We start from the raw sequence: 19,301 nt of genomic DNA, 5'->3' as shown, positions 1-19,301 counted from the left end.
ATTGGTATCAATAAAACTTGGCACACTATTGAGTTCTCAAACAACAGACACATACGAGTTACTTCACTAAGCTTTTGTTTCGCTTTAGCTTTTCCGTCGCTGCGATGTTTACAGCTTATTTCATTTGAATTCATATGTCTAATCGGCAGTTCGTGCCGCTCGTCACATCGAATTCATTTGAAACCAATCCATCCTGCCGTTCAAGCGGTTTGTCAGACGACAAATCCGCTAGAATTCGGGGATTTTTTGGAAGATTGTCACCGCCGCATTCGGCGCCCGATCTTTGGATCCGGCGGCCAGCCCTGCAGGCGACTCAGAAAACAATACACCGATGCCCGGGTCGGCGCAAATCGCGCCGCCCGGGCATCGGTGCACTCCCCCAGTGGAGGGTTGCCGGCCTCGAAGGACCGGCCAATACAGCCAGCTGGCTGGTCAGCCGTTGGCTACCTCCACCATGGCCAGCGTCCGCTTTCCGCGGCGCATCAACAAGTACTTCTCGGCCAACAGTTCACTGCCGGCAATCACGGCGTCGGGGTCGGTGATCTTGACGTTGTTCACGTAGGCGCCGCCTTCGCCAATGGTGCGGCGGGCGGCGGAGTTGCTTGCCGACAGACCCGAGGCCACCAACAGCTCCACGATCCCCAGGGCATCGGCAGCCACGGTGGCCCGCGGAAGCTCCTTGGTGGCGGATTCCAGCGTGGCGGCATCCAGCACTGCCAGATCGCCCTGGCCGAACAGTGCGGCCGAGGCATCGATGACCTTCTGGGTGGCGTCTTCACCGTGGACCAGCGAGGTGACAAGGAAGGCGAGGGTGCGCTGGGCCTGGCGTGCCTGCGGGCGCTCGGCCACGGCCGCTGCCTGCTCCTCGATCTCGGCACGGCTGAGGAAGGTGAAGACCTTCAGCCGGTCCACCACATCGGCATCGGTGGTGTTGAGCCAGAACTGGTACATCTCAAACGGGCTGCACATGGCGGCGTCGAGCCAGATGGCGTTGCCCTCGCTCTTGCCGAACTTGGTGCCGTCGGAGTTGGTGATCAGCGGCGTACCCAGGGCGTGGACGCTCTTGCCCTCCACCTTGCGGATCAGGTCGGTGCCACTGGTCAGGTTGCCCCACTGGTCCGAGCCGCCCTGCTGCAGCACGCAGTTGTAGCTGCGGAACAGTTCCAGGTAGTCCATGCCCTGCAGGATCTGGTAGCTGAACTCGGCGTAGCTGATGCCCTCGTCCGAGTTCAGGCGCGAGGCGACGATGTCCTTCTTGATCATGGTGCCCACGCGGTAGTACTTGCCAATGTCGCGCAGGAAGTCGATGGCGCTCATCGGAGCTGTCCAGTCGAGGTTGTTCACCATGCGTGCGGCGTTGTCGCCCTCAAAGGAGAGGAAGCGCTGGACCTGGCTCTGAAGGTAGCCCACCCACTCGCCCACCGTCTCCTTGGTGTTCATGGTGCGCTCGGCCGTGGGGCGCGGATCCCCCACCAGACCGGTGGATCCGCCGACGAGGCCCAGCGGCTTGTGGCCGGCCAGCTGGAGGCGGCGCATGGTCAGCAGCTGGACCAGGTTGCCCAGGTGCAGGCTCGGCGCCGTCGGATCAAAGCCGCAGTAATAGGTGATCGGCTCGCCGGCAAGCAGTTTTTCCAACTCGGCTTCATCGGTGGAGACCTGGACCAGGCCGCGCCACTTCAGTTCCTGCCAGATGTTGGCGAAGCTGGGATCGTTCGTTTGGGCTGTGGTTTCTGTATGCGCTGACACACCGTCAAAACTACCAGCCCGCGGCACCAAATCCCTTACGACGACGGCGCCCGCAACCTTTTGCGTAGGGTGCGGGCGCCGTCGTCGTTCAGAGCAGGCGGAGGTGCCGGGAGGCTAGGCCTCGATCCCTGCCGGCAGTGCGGTGGAGGTGATCAGGCGCAGGCGCTGGGTGGGGCGGGTCATGGAGACGTACAGGTCCCCCACCCGGCCCGAGGCGGCGTGCAGCAGGGCGGACGGCTCGATGATGACGACGCCGTCGAACTCCAGACCCTTGGCCTCGTGCGGGTCCATCACCACAATGTCCTGTTCCAGCGACCCGGCACCATGGCCGACGCGCCGGCCGTAGACGGCCTTCACCGCGGCGGCCGTTGCAGCCACCTGGGAGTGCGTGGTGATGATGGCCAGCAGACCACCCTCCAGTGCCGCCAGTTCCTGCGGCAGCACGTCGACAAGAGTCGAGAGCAGCTCGTCGCCACCCACGCGGTCGATGATCGGCCCCCAGCGGCCCTCGCGGACAGCCTTGGGGGCGGACACCACGGCGCCTGCAGCATTGGCCATGCGCACGGCGGCCTCGGCAATCTGCGAGGGCGTGCGGTAGTTCACCGTCAGCTCCTCCAATGCCCAGCGGTCCCCCATGAACGGGCCCAGGGCCTGCTGCCAGGAGTTGGCGCCGGAGGCGGAGCTGGTCTGGGCGATGTCGCCGACGATGGTGAAGGACTTCACCGGGCAGCGGCGCACCAGCAGGCGCCACTGCATGGGCGAAAGCTCCTGGGCCTCGTCCACCACAATGTGGCCGTAGGCCCAATTGCGGTCGCCCATGGCGCGCTCGGCGCTGGTCATCGAGTTGTCGCGAACCTCGTTGTGGTCCACCAGTTCCTCGGCGGTCAGCACGCCGTCGACGCCGGAATCGGCCATCAACGCTGTCATATTGTCGATGGCGCGCTTGGCGTTCTCGACGTCGCGCTTGTGCTGGGCATCGTGGGCGGCTTCGTCGCGCCCACCCGTGGCATCCAGCTCGCCCAACAGCTCGGCGGCCTCATCCAGCAGCGGCACGTCGCCCTCGGTCCACGGTGAACCGAGCGGGCGCTTGAGCAGTGCCTTGTCCGCGTCGGAGAGCATGGGGGCCGAGTAGTTCAGGATGGCGTCCTTGGCGAAGAGCTCGGACACCAGCTTCTTGGCCGACAGCGGCATCCAGCACAGGTTCAGGGCCACACGGACGTCGCGGGCCTGGCGCACATCCTCGGAGAGGTAGGAACGGTCGGCCGTGTTGCCGGCGCCGGATGCCTCGATGTGCTCGCGGAGCTGGTCCGTCAGCTCGCGCAGCAGAATCTTCACAAAGGTGGTGCGGGCCTCGTTGTGCTGCTTGCCGGTGGCACGTGCCTTGTCCCGGGCGCGGCGGACCTGCCGCTGCGTCAGGACCAGGGTGGTGCCCTCGACGTTCAGCCTCATGTCCGCGGCGGGGATCCGCTGGCGGTTGGTGACGGCATTGCGGATGACGTCGGCCATCACCAGACGGCCCTTGACCTCGGCCACGGCAGGATCCTCATCAGCCGTCGCCGCGATGCCCGGCATCAGCCGGCCCATGCTGGCCATGACCACGCCGGTCTCACCCAGGGAGGGCAGCACGCGTTCGATGTACTTCATGAAGGCGCTGGAGGGGCCCACCAGCAGCACGCCGGCGCTCTTGAGCCGATCGCGGTGCGTGTAGAGCAGGTAGGCGGCGCGATGCAGGGCAACGGCCGTCTTACCGGTGCCGGGTCCACCCTGGACCACCAGTGCACCGGACAGGGGCGAGCGGATGATGCGGTCCTGCTCAGCCTGGATGGTGCCCACGATGTCGCTCATGCGGCCGGTGCGCTTGGAGTTCAACGCCGCCAGCAGGGCGCCCTCACCCTGGAGGGATTCGGATTCGGCCAGCATCGAGGAATCCAGAACGTCGTCCTCGATCGCCTTGACGTTGCGGCCCTGCAGGATCAGGTGCCGGCGGCGGCGCACACCCTGGCGCTCAAACGCGGTGGCCTGGTAGAAGGTGCCGGCCTCGGGCGCGCGCCAGTCCACCATCAACTGGCGCAGATCATCGGTGGAGAGCCCAATGCGGCCGATGTAGCGCTGTTCACCTGAGTCCAGGTCAAGGCGGCCAAAGACCAGCCGGTCGTCAACGGCATTCAACTGCGCCAGCCGGTCCTCATAGAGCGTGGCAAAGGCGTCACGCTCGGAGCGGTTCTGGTGGGAGCCCATGGACGTGGTGCGGCGCACCTGTTCCAGCTGGACCGTTTTCTCGGTGCGCAGCTCATCTAGGCGGTGGTACAGGCCCGCAACGTAGTCACGTTCGTGGGCGAGTTCAGCATCATGCATTACTTACGATCCCTTCGCAAAAGGCGGACCGTCCATTCTATAGCCATTCAGATGAATTTATGCCTACCCGTGGCTACGCTGGCGGCGGAACGCCGGCTAAACCTTCTGCAACGAGTGGATGGCCGTCCCGGGAAGTGCCTCCCGGCCGTCGAGTGCCTCAAGTTCCAGGACGACGCCGACGCCGGCCACCGTGACGCCGGAGCGCTCGAACAGGCGGCGCGCGGCGGCCAGGGTGCCGCCGGTGGCGAGCACGTCGTCGAGGATCAGCACGCGGCTGCCCGGCGGAACATCGCCCTGGTGCAGCTCCAGCGCCGCCTCGCCGTATTCCAGCGCGTACTTCTCGGTGAAGACGGCGCGGGGCAGCTTGCCCGCCTTGCGGACGGTGATGACACCCTTGCCGGTGGCGTAGGCCGCGGCGGCGGCGAGCAGGAACCCGCGCGCCTCCACCCCGGCCACGGCGTCGAACTGTCCGGCAAAGGGCTCCAGGAGTGCGTCGACGACGGCCTTCAGGGCCGGTCCGTCGGCAAACACCGGCGTCAGGTCCTTGAAGGAAATGCCGGGCTCCGGGTAGTCCGGGACGATCTCGCACAGGCGGGTGATGGCGGCCTCGACGCTCTCGTTGGACACGGCGTTCTGGGCTGCAGTTTCTGAATTCACACCCTCAAGGGTACCGGGCCGTTCTGGGTGCCATTTCCGCGTCATTTCGGGCCTCGACGGCGGCATCCGCGGCCCCGCGCGGAGCCATGGTTTGGCGCGGATCCGGGGCGGTGGGGCACGTCACCAAAAATTCATGTTCTGCAGGAGTAAAAAATGGTTTCAGAAGGGCTCCGGAGGTGCTTAGATATCTCAGTGCAACACAACATCTCCCTCTCCGGACACGGTGTCCGGCTTGTGCCCCTGCGGCGCCGCCATGCAGGCGAACTCTTTGGATTCATCGACTCCGAGCTGTGGGCCGGCATGGCCTCCGAACAGCCGGTGAGCAAACGCGCATTGGAGCGCCTGTTTGCCGCCCGGATCGCTAATCCCACCACCTTGTCCTTCGCCGTGATCGAAGAAGAAACCGGCGTTCTGATGGGTACCACCAGCTTCTACGACTACTCGGCCGAACAAAGCCGCGTGGAAATCGGCATGACGTTCTTTGGCCGGCAGTTCTGGGGCACGCGCGTCAACGCCGCCTCGAAACACCTGCTGATGAACTTCGCCTTCGAGCAGCTGCGCGTCCACCGGATCACCATGCGCTGCGATGCCCGCAACGTCCGCAGCGCTGCGGCGATCCTCAAGCTCGGAGCCACCCCGGAGGGCGTGCTGCGCGGCTACCGGGTGGCACCGGATGGAACGCGTGCCGACACCAGCATTTTCTCGATCCTCACGGACGAGTGGCCGCTGGTGCACACACGCCTGCTGGACCGCCTCGCCGGCGGCCTCGGCACTGCCGCTGGTCTGGAAGCCCAGCACACCAAGCCCGCGCTGGTCTAGCGCACCGGATTCCGGGCCGCCCCGGACGCTCCTGTGGATCTGGGACGCTGGTCCCCGCCTGGGACGCAGCTATAGCTGCGTCCCAGGCGGGGACCAGCGTCGTGGGTGCGGAACGGCATTCATCTCCTCGCCGCAGCGGGCTTGTACCGGGACACGGTGGGATCGCCGTCGAGCCAGAAGCGCCACGGATAGCCGCTGGATCCGCCGGGGCCGCTCACGCCCACGCGCGGGCCGTTCAGCACAGCCTCAACCGGAGGCTGGGACGGCAGCGCCAGGGTGAACTCGCCCTCGAGCGCCCACGCCCCGTTGTGGCTGCCGTCGATGCCCAGCGCCGTGGCCAGCCGGGCCGGGCCCTGGGCCAGGTCCGCGTCCTTGCGCGAGGCTGGCCTGCGCTCCCTGGCCAGTCCGACGCCGTCGAGCACCTCGCCGCCGCGCATCAGGACGGCGGTGGAGGTCCCCTCCTCACCGCAGACGATGTTGGCGCACCAGTGCATGCCGTAGGTGAAGTACACATACAGGTGCCCGGGCGGGCCGAACATGACGGTGTTGCGGGGCGTGCGTCCGCGGTAGCTGTGCGAGCCGGGATCGGGCGAGGGCGAATCGGCCGGGCCGAGGTACGCCTCCAGTTCCGTCAACCGGACCGCCACGGTGCCCTCGGCGGTGTTGTGCGACAAAGTGGCACCCAGCAGCGCCGGCGCCACAGCTGTGGAGGGCTGGGCGAGGAGCTCCAGAAGGCGGGGATCGGGGGCCATGGCACCACGCTACGCCGTCGCGCGCCGGGCGCGTGGCACCATGGCAGGATGGACGAATCCCTGGACTACCGCGGCCGCTTCGACCCCGGAATCTTTGCGTTTCTGGCGGCCCGTGCCGTGGACGGCGTGGAGGCCGCCGGACCGGATTCCTATGCCCGGGCACTGGTGCTGCCGGGCGGGCACGGCTGGTTCACCGTGGACCGGACGCCCGACGGCGGCGGGCGCGGTGGCGGGCGCCTGCGGCTGCGCACCGGGGTGCAGGACGACGCCGATCTGCCGGAGCTCATCCGCCGGGTGCGGCACTTGTTCAACCTCGACGCGGATCTGGCGGCCATCGACGCCGCCCTGGGCGCCGATGCGCTGCTCGCCCCCGGAATTGCGGCGGCACCGGGCATCCGGCTGCCGGGCTGCGTTGACCCCGGCGAAATCCTGATCCGGGCCATGATCGGCCAACAAATTACGGTTGCTGCGGCCCGGAACACCCTGCACAAACTTGCGGTGCTGGGCACGCCGTCAAACCTCCCCCACGGCGGTCTGGTCCGAATGTTCCCCACCGCTGCCCAACTGGCCGCCGGTGGGCGGGCGATCCTGCGCGGGCCGGCACGGCGGATCGACTCCGTCATCGCTGTGGCCGGCATGCTGGCCGACGGATCGCTGGAGCTATCGGCGGCGGACACCGTGGACTCGCTGGCGGCCAAGCTGCTGCCGGTTCCGGGGATCGGTCCGTGGACGGTGGGCTACGTCGCCATGCGCGTGCTGGGCTCCCCCGATGTCTTCCTGCCCACCGATGCCGCGGTGCGCAACGGCTACGCGGCGCTCTCCGGGGATGGTGTGAAGCCCACGCCGAAGGAACTGGCTGCGGCATCGGCGGCGTGGGCGCCGTGGCGCTCCTACGCCACTCTCCACCTCTGGCGCGCCGCCGCCGGGAACTGAGCCCCACCGGGAACGAGGTTTATGGGGTGGGCCTGGGGGTGGCGGCATCAAAACGCAGGCCGGAGGAGGCCTCCCCCTTCCAGGCCTGCTTGGTGCGGCCGCGCCAGATGTAGCTGGATCCGTCGCAGCCGCGGGCCAACTGGTCCAGAAGGCGGACGTTGATGCCGGAGCGCGTGATCTCCTCGTCGCAGATGTCGTGCACACCGCCCATGAGGACACCCTGCGCCGATCGCACGTCACCTGTTTCGGTTTCCAGCAGTCGGGCCCGGCGCAGCATGGGTTGGGTGCCGTCGCCGCCATTGACGGCCACCAGCGGCGTCCATGGCTGCGCCACGGGGGTGGCCAGGCGCCAGACGAGGTCATAGGCTTCAGCAGTGGTGGCCGCTTCCAGGGCGAACTCGCTGCGGAGCCAGGGGCGGTCCACCCCGCGGCCTGCAGGCCCAAGGATCCGCGACTCAATGGCCCACGCCAGATTGGCAGCCTCATCGCGTTGCAGGGCCACATCCTCCAGGGGTTCCGAGTTGGCGGCACCCAGCGCCGAGGGCAGCACCACCAGCAGGGGAACGTCCGCCACCCCAGCGCCGCCGATGATGTCGGGCTGGAACATCCGGCCGGCACCATCTCCGGCCTGGTGGCCCGCGGTGCCAACCACCGTTGCCACGCCAAAGGAATCCCTGACAATGACCCAGTCCACCCGGGCGACGCAGCCCACGGGCAGCTCCACCGGCACGAGGAACCAGTCCGGGCTGTACACCACGGCAAAGTCGATGGCCAGCAGCCGTGCCAGGTCCGTGGGGCCGGCGCTGGCATTGCCCAGCGACACCGTGGCATCCTCAAACTCCCAGTACCGCTGGGCCGGCATGCCGGGGTAGCTCAGCGGGGCCGCGAGCATGGACCTCACCTGCCGACCCGTGGGACCCGCGCCGAAGGAGTCGCCGGCATGCGGACCGTCCCCATCGGCGGCAGCCCCCAGCACCGCGCCGGGGTCCCTGTCCAGGTCCAGGGAATGCCAGGCGACTCCCGTGCCGTCGTATTCTGCGGCCCGCAGCACAATCTCCTCCCCCGCGCCCTCGGCCGGCAGTGCGGCAAAGTCATCGGGCGGAAGGGGCGGGGCACCAATGCTGAAGGCATACTCAAGCCTGTCGGAGACCCACGACGACGACGCGGGGGCACCCCATTCTTCGGCAAGATCCGTCCGCCACAGCAGCACCGCCGCCTCCACCTGGGCCGGGTAGTCAGCACCGATGGCCTCCACCGGCAGCCCCGGCCCGTCCAAAAGCTCCAGCACCCGGGCGCCGTCGAGCACTTTGCCGGCCAGCAGCGCCGTGAAACGGGCCTCGTGGGGTCCTGACACGGCACCGTCCGGCACAGCCGCGCTGAAGATGGTCTGCGGTGCCGCGGCCATCAGCCGATCGGCCACGGCGCCCACTCCATGCTCCTGAAGCCGCCTGCGGAAGGCGCGGCCGGCCTGCACCGCGGCAGCCCATGGCACTCCCTGCGGCGCGCCGGTGAGCACCGCCTCCCGCTCCACCATCCGTTCCAACGGGCCGTCGCCCTCGCCCAGCGGCATGCCCTCTCCGGATCCGCCCTGGCCCGGGGACCCGGAGCCTTCGGGCCGGAACCTGGTGAATCTGGACCAGCTGCTGGCAACATCCACCGCCACGGGTGTGCCGCCGTCGTCGCCCGTGAGCTCACCCAGCTGCCATTGGCGCAGCAGCAGCCACAGCGGATCCGCAATGCCGGCGCTGAGCCCGGGCGTCAGATCCATGGACCTGGCGTGGGGTTCGATCCTCTTCCAGCGTGTGAAACCAACCATCACCAGGGCCCCTCAATCATCCGGTTTGCCATCAATTGGTGCAGCAGCCACAGGCTGTCCTCCGTCAGCTTGTCCAGCGGCACCAGGCCGTCTCCGCCGTCGTGGACGTACGACAGGGGGAGGAATTCGGTGATGCCTGTGGGCACCAGATCGTCCAGGTCCACCCCGCGCAGCCGCACCAGGTCCATGGTGTCCGCCAGGGTGCGCAGCAGCAATGGCCAATCCCATCCGGCCTCGGGGTTGGGGTGGACGGCCAGCAGTACGCTTTGCGGGGCGCGGGCGTTGGGGGCGTTGTAGTGGACGGCGAGTCCGGTGGCCGCCGTGGGTGCGGGCAGGACTTCGGCCAGCTCGTCGAGCACCAGCAGATGGCGGGGCTCCTGGGGAGCTCCCGCGGCGCCGGCCAGCACGAGGTGCGTGTGCGGTTGCCCGGGGCGGATCCAGCGCCGCAGCGGATTCCCACCTTCCCCCTTCTCCGCCAGCGGTCCACCGAGCCAGGCCAGGCCTGGTGTGGGCGGCAGGTGGAAGGCCGCCACATCCGGCGGCGTCCTGCCGGAGGCTTCGCGGAACAGGCACAAGTCATCGAAACGGGCCATGGCCGGCCGGATCCTGGCCATCCGCGCCAGCCAGCGCTGGAGGTCGCCGGCGGCCACGCCGCCCACGGCGGGTCCGGCCAGTGCCAGCGGCAGGGTGGGCACGACGACGTCGCCGCCCAGCCGGCGGGTGAGCCTGGCGAGGGTGGCCAGGGCCGTCGTGGACAGGGACACGTTCTCCAGCGCCGCTTCCCAGGTCTCCTCGTTGACGGTGGACACGGCGGTGAAATCCTGGACGGTGGCGGTGGCAGTGGTGGGCTGGCCCTGCTGGATCAGCCGGAAGGCATCCGCCAGCAGGGTTTCGGCGGCGCTGGCGGCAGCGATGGCCTCCGCTGCCCCGACCTCCCCAGGCGGAGCGCCGGCGGGCGGAGCGGCGGCTGCCGGCGCCGCGGTGGTGCCAACGATGCCCAGCTCCGCCAGAGGGCCCAGCAGGGCCGCATCCACCGTCCGGCCCGCCGCTTCCGGGGGCACTGCACCTGGGGCCAGTCCGCCCGGTCCACCGACGGCGTCATGGATCGCGTCGGCGGCTCCCTTGAGGCGGCGCAGCTGGGCGGCAATGGGCCCGGCGATGGTGGCGAGCGCTGCCGGATCCGGCGACGGCGGTGCCGGCACTACGCCGACGTCGGCCCCCTGGTCCGTCTCCGGCGGCCACCACACATCGCCCGGCTCGGCGGGACGGCTGGCGGAGAGCACCTCCGCCGCAGCCCGGGCCAGCTCAAGCAAGTCCGCGGGGGCGGTGCACCGGGCCGCAAGCGCTGGGGATCCTCCGGGCAGCACCACCGATTCGGCCACCACGTCCAGGGCGCACAGGGCCAGGGCATCCAGGGAAACGGGCTGCGGCGCGCCTCCCGCCGGCGCAGGCAGCTCGACGGTGTGGGATGTTGCCGCCCCCAGGATGGACTGGGCCCACCGCTCCGCGGCCGGTGCCAGCAGCGCCCGCGGAGCTGAGGCTTTCCAGCCCTGGGCATCGCTGCCGCCGGCATCGCCCGGCGCCGATTCCAGCGCCACCATCAGCCTGTGGGTGATGGTGATGCCGCTGCGGGGCTCGGCGGCCACGCTCACCTGGGGCGGAATGCGGCCCTCGGCGATGGCCGTGAACGTGGCCCCCGCACTCTCGGTGCGGCCCGTGGCGATCTGGTGTACGCCGTCGGCCACCATCACGTCAGCAACGGCCTCGACCGTCGCGTCCAGCTCCGCCAGGAATGGGGCCAGGTCCGCCCCGCCGGGGGATGCCAGCAGCTCCGCCCTGGCGTTCCACACCTGCAGGCCGTCCACCACCTCGGCCGGGACCACGCCGTCGTCCCCCGCCTCCGGGTCTCCGGCGGGCCCGTCGGCACGGCGCTGGGGGAACCGCTCGCGCAATGTCGCAACGAGGGTGTGGCGGCCGCTGTGGTGCAGGGATCGTTCGAGCCGGTAGCCCAGCAGCGCGCCCAGCGGCTGCCCATGGGACATGGCGGCCAGGACGTCCAGCGCCGTGCGCACCCGGTGGGAGGTCAGATCGATGGACGCCACGGAGCTTCCATCCCCCTTGTGCGCCAGTTCGCCGGCACGCAGGATGCCCGCCGTGACGGCCTGGGACAGGGAGGGCGCGTGGACATAGCCCACGTAGTCGCGCGGGTGGCGCAGTTCCGGTGCCTGGGTCAGCCCGTGGTCCGCCAGGTGCTCGCGCCACCGCTGGGGTCCGCCGTCCGCCGCCTCCGGTGCGCTCTGCGGACGGACGTCCACCAGCACACCCCAGGCCCCCACATGGATCCCCAAGCGCCTGTTCGTCCGCAAGCCGTCCAGCCTGGCGGTGGCCAACGAGGTGGCCCAGGCGTCCAGCCGTGTGCCGGCGCAGGACAGGGTCTCGGACACCAGACGGGTGTAGCCGTCGTCGTCGAGGCCGCTCCTCCCGGCATCAGCCAGCACCCGCACGGCATCCCGGGTGCCGGCCAGGGTGTTGATGGTGCCAAACGCACCCAGGTCCGGTGCCAGCTCCTGCAGGTACCCCTCAAGGCTGTCCGTGGCAGTGAAGGCCAGCTCCGTGGCGGTCCGGTCCATCAGATGCTCCGGGAACTGGACGGCCTCGGTGGCCAGCTGGGAGACCGGCAGGGTGCGGGCCAGGGTCCACGGCTCTTCGATGCGAAGGGCCGACCCCACCAGTTCCGGCGGAACCTGGACCATGGACTGCACCAGTGCCGGGCTGACGGCATCCAGCAGCCACCCGCCATCCAGTTCGCCGGCCAGGGCCAGGGACCGTTCGGCGAGGATGTAGAGCAGGTCCGTGGGCCGGTCGTGCGGCACCTGCAGCTCCCAATGCAGCAGCTGGGACTGCTCCAAGAGGCCATACAGATAGGTCGACGGCGATTCCCAGCCGGTCCGGTGGGGGTCGGTATGGGCCACCCAGGAGCGCATGGTGTTGGCATTGTGGAGTGACAGGTCCTCGAAATTGGTCCGCTTGAGCGTCTCGCCAAAGCTCAGGGCCACCAGCCGGCGGAGGGCCGCGCGTCCGAGCCCGCGGTCCAGTGCACCGCCCGCTTCGACGAGGGCCCGCAGATCCGGTTCCGGACTGTTGGGGCCGAAATTGATGTTGACGGTGTTGACGTAGCTCAGGAGCAGTCCCGCCACGTCCCGGACCTGGTAGGAGCCCTCGTGTGGCACGGGGGCCCTGCTGAGGATGTTGTGCAGCACCGTGTCCGGGCTGGCGCTGCCATTGAGGCGGGGCACCGTGCGGGCGGCCCTGTCGAAGTACCAGCGCACAGCATCAAGAAGCCCCACCAGCGAGGCGGTCATGGGCGCATCGCCGTACTGCGGCACCCAGCCCTCGCGGGCCATGACCGGCAGGAATCCATAGGGATTGCGGCCCACCCGCAGCCCTGTAATGGGGCCACCGGCCCGCACATAGGAACTGATGTGCTCGCGGGCGAAGATCATGGCCTCCTGCTGCCTGCGGCGCACCGCCCGGGCGGCCGGGCTGTCCTCGGCGCCCGTATCCGTCCGTGTCGACAGGGTGCCGATGGCCTCTCCGAAGGCGACGGGGAACAGCGCCCTGCCCATGTTCCGTGCCAGCCACTGCTGCGTCCCGCCTGATCCCGGCATGGCCGAGGTGGCGCCGTCGGCAAGGCCCAGCGCCGTCTCAAGAACCACCCCGTCCGTTGCCCCGCCCTGCAGCGCGCTCGCAGTGTCCGAGAGGTACGCAGGGACCGCGGCCGGTTCGGTGAGCCACCGGTATCCGGCGTAGGGATCCGCGGCGGGTGGGCGCTTGGCGCCGGCGCCGGCCACGACGTTGGTGGGCATGCCCTGCTGCAGGAACGACGCCGCCGATTCGCCGGCATGGGCGCTGAGCAGTCCACTGAGCTGCGCCGCCGTGTCCTCGGCCGATCCACCCAGCACACCCAGCACGTACAGCGCATCCAGCCCGCCGAAGACGACGGCGGGATGGCCGCCGGACGCTGCCTGCTCCGCCGTCTCAAGGTCGATTTCCGCCGCCATGCCGATCCGCAGCGCGGCGTCGAAATCGCTCAGCCAGCGCAGCCCGTCCTCCGGGGCAATGAGCAGGGCATCGCTGGGGTCGAACGACGGCGACGAACGCGTGGGTCCGGTCTGCAGGTCCCCGGCTGCACGCTGGAGGTAGTGGGTGAACACCGTCCGCCCGCCAGCCTGGCCCACCAGCACCCAGGCGTCCGGCAGCAGCCGGGCGTGGGGTGCGGGCTCCGCCGCGCCTCCGGCCTCCTGCGGCAGTGCACCGTCCCGGACGGCCAGCGCCGCCGGGACGGCCCGCGGGGCCCCCACATGCTGGACCAACACCTCCCAGGCACCCATGCGCCGGTGGTCAAACGCCTCCTGGCCCTCGCCGTCGAGCTGCTGTTGGGCGGCCCAGAACGCCCGGGCCGCCGACGCTTCGGCTGGGCTGGTGCCAACGTCCGTACCGGTGATGGAGATGTCATCCGGGTAGATGCGCACGCGCAGGGTGGCAACAGCGGTGGCCGTCCCGTCGTCAGTGGCTGCGGGGCGCGTGCCGAACCGTGTTTCCAGCCGCAGAGGCAGCAGGGCGATGGGGATATCGCCGGCCAGATCGGCGAAGAGTCCGGCTGGTGGTTCCATCGGCTCCATGGCGTCCCCTCTTTCCTGGTGCATATCTGCTGCCGATTCACCCGGCAGCCTGTGGTGGTGCTGTGGTGCTGTGGCCAAGCTGGGTCTAGATGTAGTCCGTCGCCCGCAGGAGGAGCCGGAACGGGCGCTGGAAAAGGTTGGCCGCCAGTGCCGCGCTGTCTGCCGCCATGGCCTGGCCCGGCACCAGGTGCAGTCGGGTTCCGGGTGCCGGGGCGGGACCGGGCAGGCCCTGCCACGACCAGGCGTCGCTGTTCTCGTACCCGCCGAGCGGGTTTTCCTTGTTGCTTCCCGGGGCATCGCTGGGCTGTTCATCCAGCCCAAAGCGCGGTTCATTATGTGGCTCCAGCAGTTGGATGTACCAGCTGTGCCGGGCATCGGCCGGATCATTGAAGGCAAGGTCCGCCGGGGAGAGGTCCAGCCCAATGTAGCTGACGTCGCGGGAGAGGAACCCGTGGAACAGCTCCCGTCTGGATTCCGTGGTGGTGAAGGCATCACCGGGCTTGTGGGGCGTGGGGAACCCCCTGACGGCGCTGATGACGGTGTTGGGGTAGCGGCGCAGGAGGTCCCCCTTGAGCACCAGCACCATCAGCTCCCCGCGGCCGGCCGGTGCGCCGCCCTGCTGCGCCGCTGCGTGGGTGCCCAGCGGGCCGGCCCACCGGTCCATCGAGGCAATGTCCTCCCCGGCGCCGGCCCAGAACTGGCGGAAACAGCTCCCGCGCAGATCCGTGGGATAGCGGCGCCAGAGCAGCTCCCGGGCCATCTCGTGGTTGCTGCCGGCCAGGAACGATTCCACGAACTTCCAGTTGACCTGCAGCACAGACACCGAATTTTCCGGCAACAGGCCCACGCCGCCCAGAATCCATCCCTCGTCGAGCCTTTTCAGGCGTTCCACGGCGGGCGTCGGGAACACCGGCGCGGCCATGGCCGGACTGAAGGCGTCGCCGGCGCGGCGGCGGACCAGTGTTGGGTCAAAGGTTGCGGCGTAGGCCAGCATCCGCGTGTAGCTGGCCATCGGCTCCACCGCGGCAAGCATTCCTGCGGCGGTGTCCGGATCCAATGCCTTCAGCACCGGCAGGGCCACCCGGGCGTCCACGTCCGCAAGATCGTTCCCTACACCGCCCAGCGCCGCGGTGAGGAGGGCGCTGGACTGCGGGTCTTCGGTAAAGACGGCCCCCAGGTCCAGACGCGCGACGCCGAGGGAGTCCTGGGCCGCCGTCTGGATCCCCAGCATGGCGGCGGCCTGGCTGGACCGGGACTCGGTGATGTCCAGCGTCCGGGCCAGCGTCACGGCCTCGAGTGCGAAGCCGGCCCCCAGATCCAGCTTTTCCGTGACAATGTCCGGGTTGAAGACCAGCCCCATCTGGTCCGGGGTGAAGTCACTGATGCGGACAAGTTCCAGGCCGGCCACCGGGATGTTCTCTTGCTCCGCTGGGACGAACAGACCGGTATCCACGTGCCCCGCATCCACGTGGACCTCGTGTCCGAGTTCATGCACGTCAAAGGGGGAATGCGGCGTGTGCGCTGCCTCAAAGGGATGCAGGCCATCCTGCTCCAACAGGCCGCCGTGGACGTCCAGACCGGGGGCATGGTGCCGGCGCACGGGGTGGTGGGGCACCTCGCCGTGCGCAGGGATTTCCGGTGCCTGAACCACCACCTTCGACGCCAGCGAGCCCAGCAGGGCGGGGATCTGGGAGGCGCGCTCCAGGTAGCCGGCCGCCGATTCGCCCAGCGACTCGGAGATCCGGGGGCCAAACCCGGCATCGTTGACCAGCTCCCGCAGGATGCCCGGGTCCACGGAATGAACGCCGCCAAACCGTGGCGGTCTCAACTCGGCCGCTCCAGCCTCCATGGCCCTGACCAGGGACCCGACGAGGGTGGTGGTGGAGAACTGCACGCCCTCGGCGTGTGGAGCACGCTGTGCGTCGCGGACGGCAAATCGTGCGGTCCGCACGAAGGCGGGCGAGAGCACCACCGGCGCCACCACCGAGGCATCGAGGGTTGCCTTGAAGGTCTGGGCGGGCGTTTGGAGGTCGCGCAGCCGCCCGGCCGCGGGTGCCAGGAAGCGCAATGCCGCCTGATCGTTCTGGCCCGCGATTTTGACGTGGAGCACCGTGGACATGGTGGCAAACAGCGCCGACCAGCGCAGGCGGTGGTTGGCGGCTTCGACGTCCTCGAGCTGGAGCCAGGCCTCCTTCATCAGGGGCTCCTGGTCGATCTGCACCGTCCGTGCGCCCAGCCCCGCCGCGATCCGCTGGGCGGGATCCGCATTGAGCTGCTCGATCCAGCCCTGCCGGCTTCCCGGCGCGCCGTCGACGTCGGCGAGCGCCACCTCGGCCACGTGGTCTTCGCCGTCGACCGTGCGCACCTTGGCCGGCCATTGGCCGTAGAGTGGCGGCCCCACCAGGGGATCTGCGTCGTCGGCCTGTCCCACCTGGTCCAAAAGGGACTTGAGCACATTGTGCAGTGCGGCCGGCCTCTCGGCCGCCGGGAGGAGATCCGGGGCCAGCTCCCCTGGTCCGGCAAGGTGGGCCACCCGCGCAATGGCGGTGGGCACCGCAAAGACTCCTCCTTGGACGGCGGCTCCAAGGGCGTCCACGGCCGGCAGCGCCGCGGACCGCGGCTCGACCGCCACCGTCCGTGCGCCCAGCTTCTCCATCACGTCCGCTGGGGCGCGGCGCAGCTTTCTGGCCAGCGTCTCGAAGTCCCCCGCCGCAGCGGTGTGAAACGTCCATGAATCGTAGACCGGCAGGGCGAGCCCCGCGGCGGGGGTCCAGGTGCGGGTCCCCACCGGCGCGGCACCTGGGGTAAGGCCCAGCCCGGCGAGCCTGCCCAGCTCATAGGTGGGCACCAGTGCCGCAACGTAGGAGCGGCCTGGCTCCAGCCGCGTGGGGCAGAGCAGCCGGGAGCGGACGGTGGTTTCGAAGCCGGCCAGCGAGGCCACCCAGTCCCGGGCCGTGTCCGCATCCTCGGCGCCGAAAACCTGCACATGGGCAAAGGCCCAGGCATTCCCCGGGTCCGGAACGTCGTCCGCCTGCCCCAGGGTGATCACGGGGCATGGGCTTCCGGGCTGTCTGCCCACCGCGGGCACACCCCCGGTTGACGCCGGCAGCACTACCAACATCAGCCACGGCTGCGCCCGGACTTCGTTGTCCGGCTCGGGGCTGAACATCCACGGCAGGTCGGGATGGGCAAACTCGATGCCGGCCAGATAGTTCGGCTCAAGGTTGGCATCTCCGTGGACCGGGTGGCGGCGGACGATCTGGGAGGCATCGACACCCACCACGTCCCCGGGCCCGAAGACCGCCAGAGGTGCCGACAGGACCGGGACCGGGGCTGGCACGGCGCCGGTCCCGGATGCCTCGGTGGTGACGGTGAGCGTCTGGCGCACGTGCAGGCGGCCGTCCGGGCCGGCAGCCGCGGTGCCGGCGGCCAATCCCCGGCGGGAGAACGGAAGAAAGTGCAGCGGTTGTCCCATCAGAATCCCAACTCCCACACATTGGAGACCTGCAGGCCCTCGGCGGCGCCGCCCAGGAGGCTGTGCAGCAGCGACGCGTTGGACTGCACACCGGCTGCCAGGGACACTCCACCGGCCAGGACTCCAACGGCCAGCGAATCCAGATCGGTGGCTACCACATCCCCCGGGTTGCCCACAGCCGTCACAAACACCGGCCGCGGCGGCAGCCGAAGGTCGGGCAGGGAGCCCAAAGCGCCGTCGTCGAGGACGGTGCGCAGCCGGGAGAGGAAGCTGTCCGCATCCAGGATGCTGGTTTCGGGCACGTTCGGATCCCGGGCGGTGGTGGCCAGCCCCAGCCTCACCCCGGACGGCACCGTGATGCCCGCATCGGCGTCGGCATAGCCGGAGGTGGAGAGCTTGGCGTTGGCGTCGAGTTCACGGAACTGCGACGGCGGGAACGGCGCCCGGGTGAACGCCGGTTCCGGCCCGGCCGGATCCCCGGCCAGCCGCAGCGTCAGCGGCTGCGGCAAGGGCCGCCCATCCATCCGCTGCAGCTCCAGATTGATCGGCACCGCGTTCTGCGTGAAGGTCAGCTGGGACAGCGGGTGCACCGCCGCCGTACCGGCTGTGGTGCGCGGGTTCAGGTGTGCCACCGGGGGCACGGCACGGGACGCCGTGCTCCAGTTGGCGGGCTCGGCCAGGGCCTGCGCCAGGACCGACGACGGCGCGCGGCCGGGTGGAAGCTCCGGCGCGGACCGTGGCCCCCAGGTGATCTCCGGGATGTCGACGTCCACGTCCAGGAAGAGGATGGAAATGCTGGCATGCCCCCGGATGCGCCAGGGGGCCGGGCCGGAAAGGTGGCCCGCCAGGGTGATGCTGGCGATGGAAAAGTCGTCGCAGTCAACGCTGACGTGGGCGGAGAAATCGGCCAGGAACCCGAAGGGATCAAGAATGACCAGGGCGTCAAAGGCGAAACCGCCGCTGATGCCAAAGCCGGCAATCTTGGCCTCCAGCTCCGCTGCGGCGCCGAACTGCACCGAATTGGTGGTGACGGCAAGGTAGGCGCCCAGCCGGGCCCTGAGCATCGCCCCCGGAGAAATCTCCGTACCGATGCGCCGCAGCCCGGACATCCCGGCCGGTGGTTGGAACGCCGGATGGAATCCACCGGCCGAGAAGGCGAACATCGGGTTCGAGCCGCCCCGCGTCTTGAGCATCATGTCCCCGGTGATCGGCAGCCCGGCGATCACCGAATCCACCAGCGATGCCCCCACGGTGAGGCCTTCGCCGTCGATGGTGCCCAGGACCATCGCCTCGAGCCGGATCAGGGCGGCGTCCTCGAAGGGCAGGGCGATGACCACCCGTCCCACGATGACCACGCCCTCGTCGCTGACGAGGAAGCCGATGGTTGCCGCGGCCAGGGTGGGGGTCCCCCACCCGAGTTTCATCATCGGACCCACCACAAACCCGCCGTCCTTGGCCGGGAATGCCTGCTCCAGGGCGGGAAGCAGCCGCGGGGCGTCGCTGACGGCATTGCGGGGGAACAGCAGGGCCGACAACTCCCCCGAGCGCAGCGCCGCTTGGAGGGCCTGCGGATCCGGCCGCCGGTTGATGCCCACCAGGCCGCCAATGCCCACCAGGGTGAAGCCGAAGGAGAGCTGGATGGGTGGGGTGAATTCGGCCGCGAGGAGCACCAGCAGGGAGAATTTGTCCGTGTCCAGGATGGCAAAACCGCTCACGGCCACCGGGCCCATCCGGGCCTCGACAGCACCGCTCCACACGCTGCCATGGCGGCTGAGGTAGCCGCCGCCCGTGAATCCGGGCAGGCTCAATTCCGCCCGGGCCCCGTCCGGGCCCGCTGCAGCGGGAGGCTGCAGCCGCAGGCCAAGCCGCCCGTCCTTGCTGCTCATGGCCAGCGACGTCGACAACCGGATCTTCTCGACGGACAGGCTGAGCCCGGGCAGTTCGACGGCGCCGCAGACCCAGACCTCCAAGGCAACAGAGCTATTCTTGCCATCCGGATGCCCGGCAACGTCGATTCCGGTTTCCAGTTCCGAGCTCATCTCGTCCCCCGATCTGTATCCAGTGGT

General features: G+C 69.3%; 10 protein-coding genes. 2 read left to right on the top strand and 8 right to left on the bottom strand.

Going from position 1 to position 19,301, the window contains the following annotated elements; translation table 11 throughout:
* Positions 1-432: 432 nt before the first annotated feature.
* The 3 genes from tyrS to K254_RS0103025 all read right to left on the bottom strand — a co-directional run bounded on the left by tyrS (position 433) and on the right by K254_RS0103025 (position 4,758).
* Positions 433-1,746, bottom strand: coding sequence for a tyrosine--tRNA ligase (tyrS, locus tag K254_RS0103035; protein WP_026554141.1), 1,314 nt, complete (start codon positions 1,744-1,746; stop codon positions 433-435).
* A 114-nt stretch (positions 1,747-1,860) separates the two neighbouring features.
* A complete protein-coding gene (locus K254_RS0103030) occupies positions 1,861-4,101 on the bottom strand; it encodes a HelD family protein (RefSeq protein ID WP_026554140.1) in 2,241 nt (746 codons plus the stop codon).
* Between the two features lie 96 nt (positions 4,102-4,197).
* Entirely contained in the window at positions 4,198-4,758 is a 561-nt protein-coding gene (locus K254_RS0103025; protein WP_442853040.1) for an adenine phosphoribosyltransferase, read from the bottom strand.
* A 192-nt stretch (positions 4,759-4,950) separates the two neighbouring features.
* Between K254_RS0103025 and K254_RS21455 the strand changes: the two genes are divergently transcribed.
* On the top strand, positions 4,951-5,577 hold the full coding sequence (locus K254_RS21455; protein ID WP_081709852.1) for a GNAT family N-acetyltransferase: 627 nt from the start codon (positions 4,951-4,953) through the stop codon (positions 5,575-5,577).
* A gap of 119 nt (positions 5,578-5,696) precedes the next feature.
* On the opposite strand, the gene K254_RS0103015 is transcribed toward K254_RS21455, so the two are convergent.
* Positions 5,697-6,329: a DNA-3-methyladenine glycosylase gene (locus K254_RS0103015; RefSeq protein ID WP_026554138.1), complete on the bottom strand. Its 633-nt coding sequence runs from the start codon at positions 6,327-6,329 to the stop codon at positions 5,697-5,699.
* 48 nt (positions 6,330-6,377) lie between these two features.
* Here K254_RS0103015 and K254_RS21450 point away from each other — a divergent pair, with 48 nt between their 5' ends.
* A complete protein-coding gene (locus tag K254_RS21450) occupies positions 6,378-7,262 on the top strand; it encodes a DNA-3-methyladenine glycosylase family protein (protein WP_051388734.1) in 885 nt (294 codons plus the stop codon).
* A 19-nt stretch (positions 7,263-7,281) separates the two neighbouring features.
* Here K254_RS21450 and K254_RS0103005 read toward each other — a convergent pair whose 3' ends face one another.
* The 4 genes from K254_RS0103005 to K254_RS0102990 all read right to left on the bottom strand — a co-directional run bounded on the left by K254_RS0103005 (position 7,282) and on the right by K254_RS0102990 (position 19,274).
* Complete coding sequence (locus K254_RS0103005; RefSeq protein ID WP_155848437.1) at positions 7,282-9,030, bottom strand: hypothetical protein; 1,749 nt, start codon at positions 9,028-9,030, stop codon at positions 7,282-7,284.
* Positions 9,031-9,077: 47 nt separating this feature from the next.
* A complete protein-coding gene (locus K254_RS0103000; protein ID WP_155848436.1) occupies positions 9,078-13,751 on the bottom strand; it encodes a hypothetical protein in 4,674 nt (1,557 codons plus the stop codon).
* A 94-nt stretch (positions 13,752-13,845) separates the two neighbouring features.
* Complete coding sequence (locus tag K254_RS0102995; protein WP_026554135.1) at positions 13,846-17,235, bottom strand: hypothetical protein; 3,390 nt, start codon at positions 17,233-17,235, stop codon at positions 13,846-13,848.
* A complete protein-coding gene (locus tag K254_RS0102990) occupies positions 17,235-19,274 on the bottom strand; it encodes a DUF6603 domain-containing protein (RefSeq protein ID WP_026554134.1) in 2,040 nt (679 codons plus the stop codon). Before K254_RS0102990 ends, K254_RS0102995 begins: the two co-directional genes overlap by 1 nt.
* Positions 19,275-19,301: the final 27 nt, after the last annotated feature.

The organism is Arthrobacter sp. 35W (assembly GCF_000482545.1).
Classification (GTDB): Bacteria; Actinomycetota; Actinomycetes; order Actinomycetales; family Micrococcaceae; genus Specibacter.
This window is presented reverse-complemented; position numbering and strand designations above follow the sequence as displayed.

What these genes read in the sequence shown, in the direction of transcription:
- K254_RS0102995 (WP_026554135.1), bottom strand. Translation starts at nt 17,235, where the DNA reads ATGGGACAACCGCTGCACTTTCTTCCGTTCTCCCGCCGGGGATTGGCC.
- K254_RS0102990 (WP_026554134.1), bottom strand. Translation starts at nt 19,274, where the DNA reads ATGAGCTCGGAACTGGAAACCGGAATCGACGTTGCCGGGCATCCGGAT.
- K254_RS21450 (WP_051388734.1), top strand. Translation starts at nt 6,378, where the DNA reads ATGGACGAATCCCTGGACTACCGCGGCCGCTTCGACCCCGGAATCTTT.
- K254_RS0103005 (WP_155848437.1), bottom strand. Translation starts at nt 9,030, where the DNA reads ATGGATCTGACGCCCGGGCTCAGCGCCGGCATTGCGGATCCGCTGTGG.
- K254_RS0103015 (WP_026554138.1), bottom strand. Translation starts at nt 6,329, where the DNA reads ATGGCCCCCGATCCCCGCCTTCTGGAGCTCCTCGCCCAGCCCTCCACA.
- K254_RS0103000 (WP_155848436.1), bottom strand. Translation starts at nt 13,751, where the DNA reads ATGGAACCACCAGCCGGACTCTTCGCCGATCTGGCCGGCGATATCCCC.
- K254_RS0103030 (WP_026554140.1), bottom strand. Translation starts at nt 4,101, where the DNA reads ATGCATGATGCTGAACTCGCCCACGAACGTGACTACGTTGCGGGCCTG.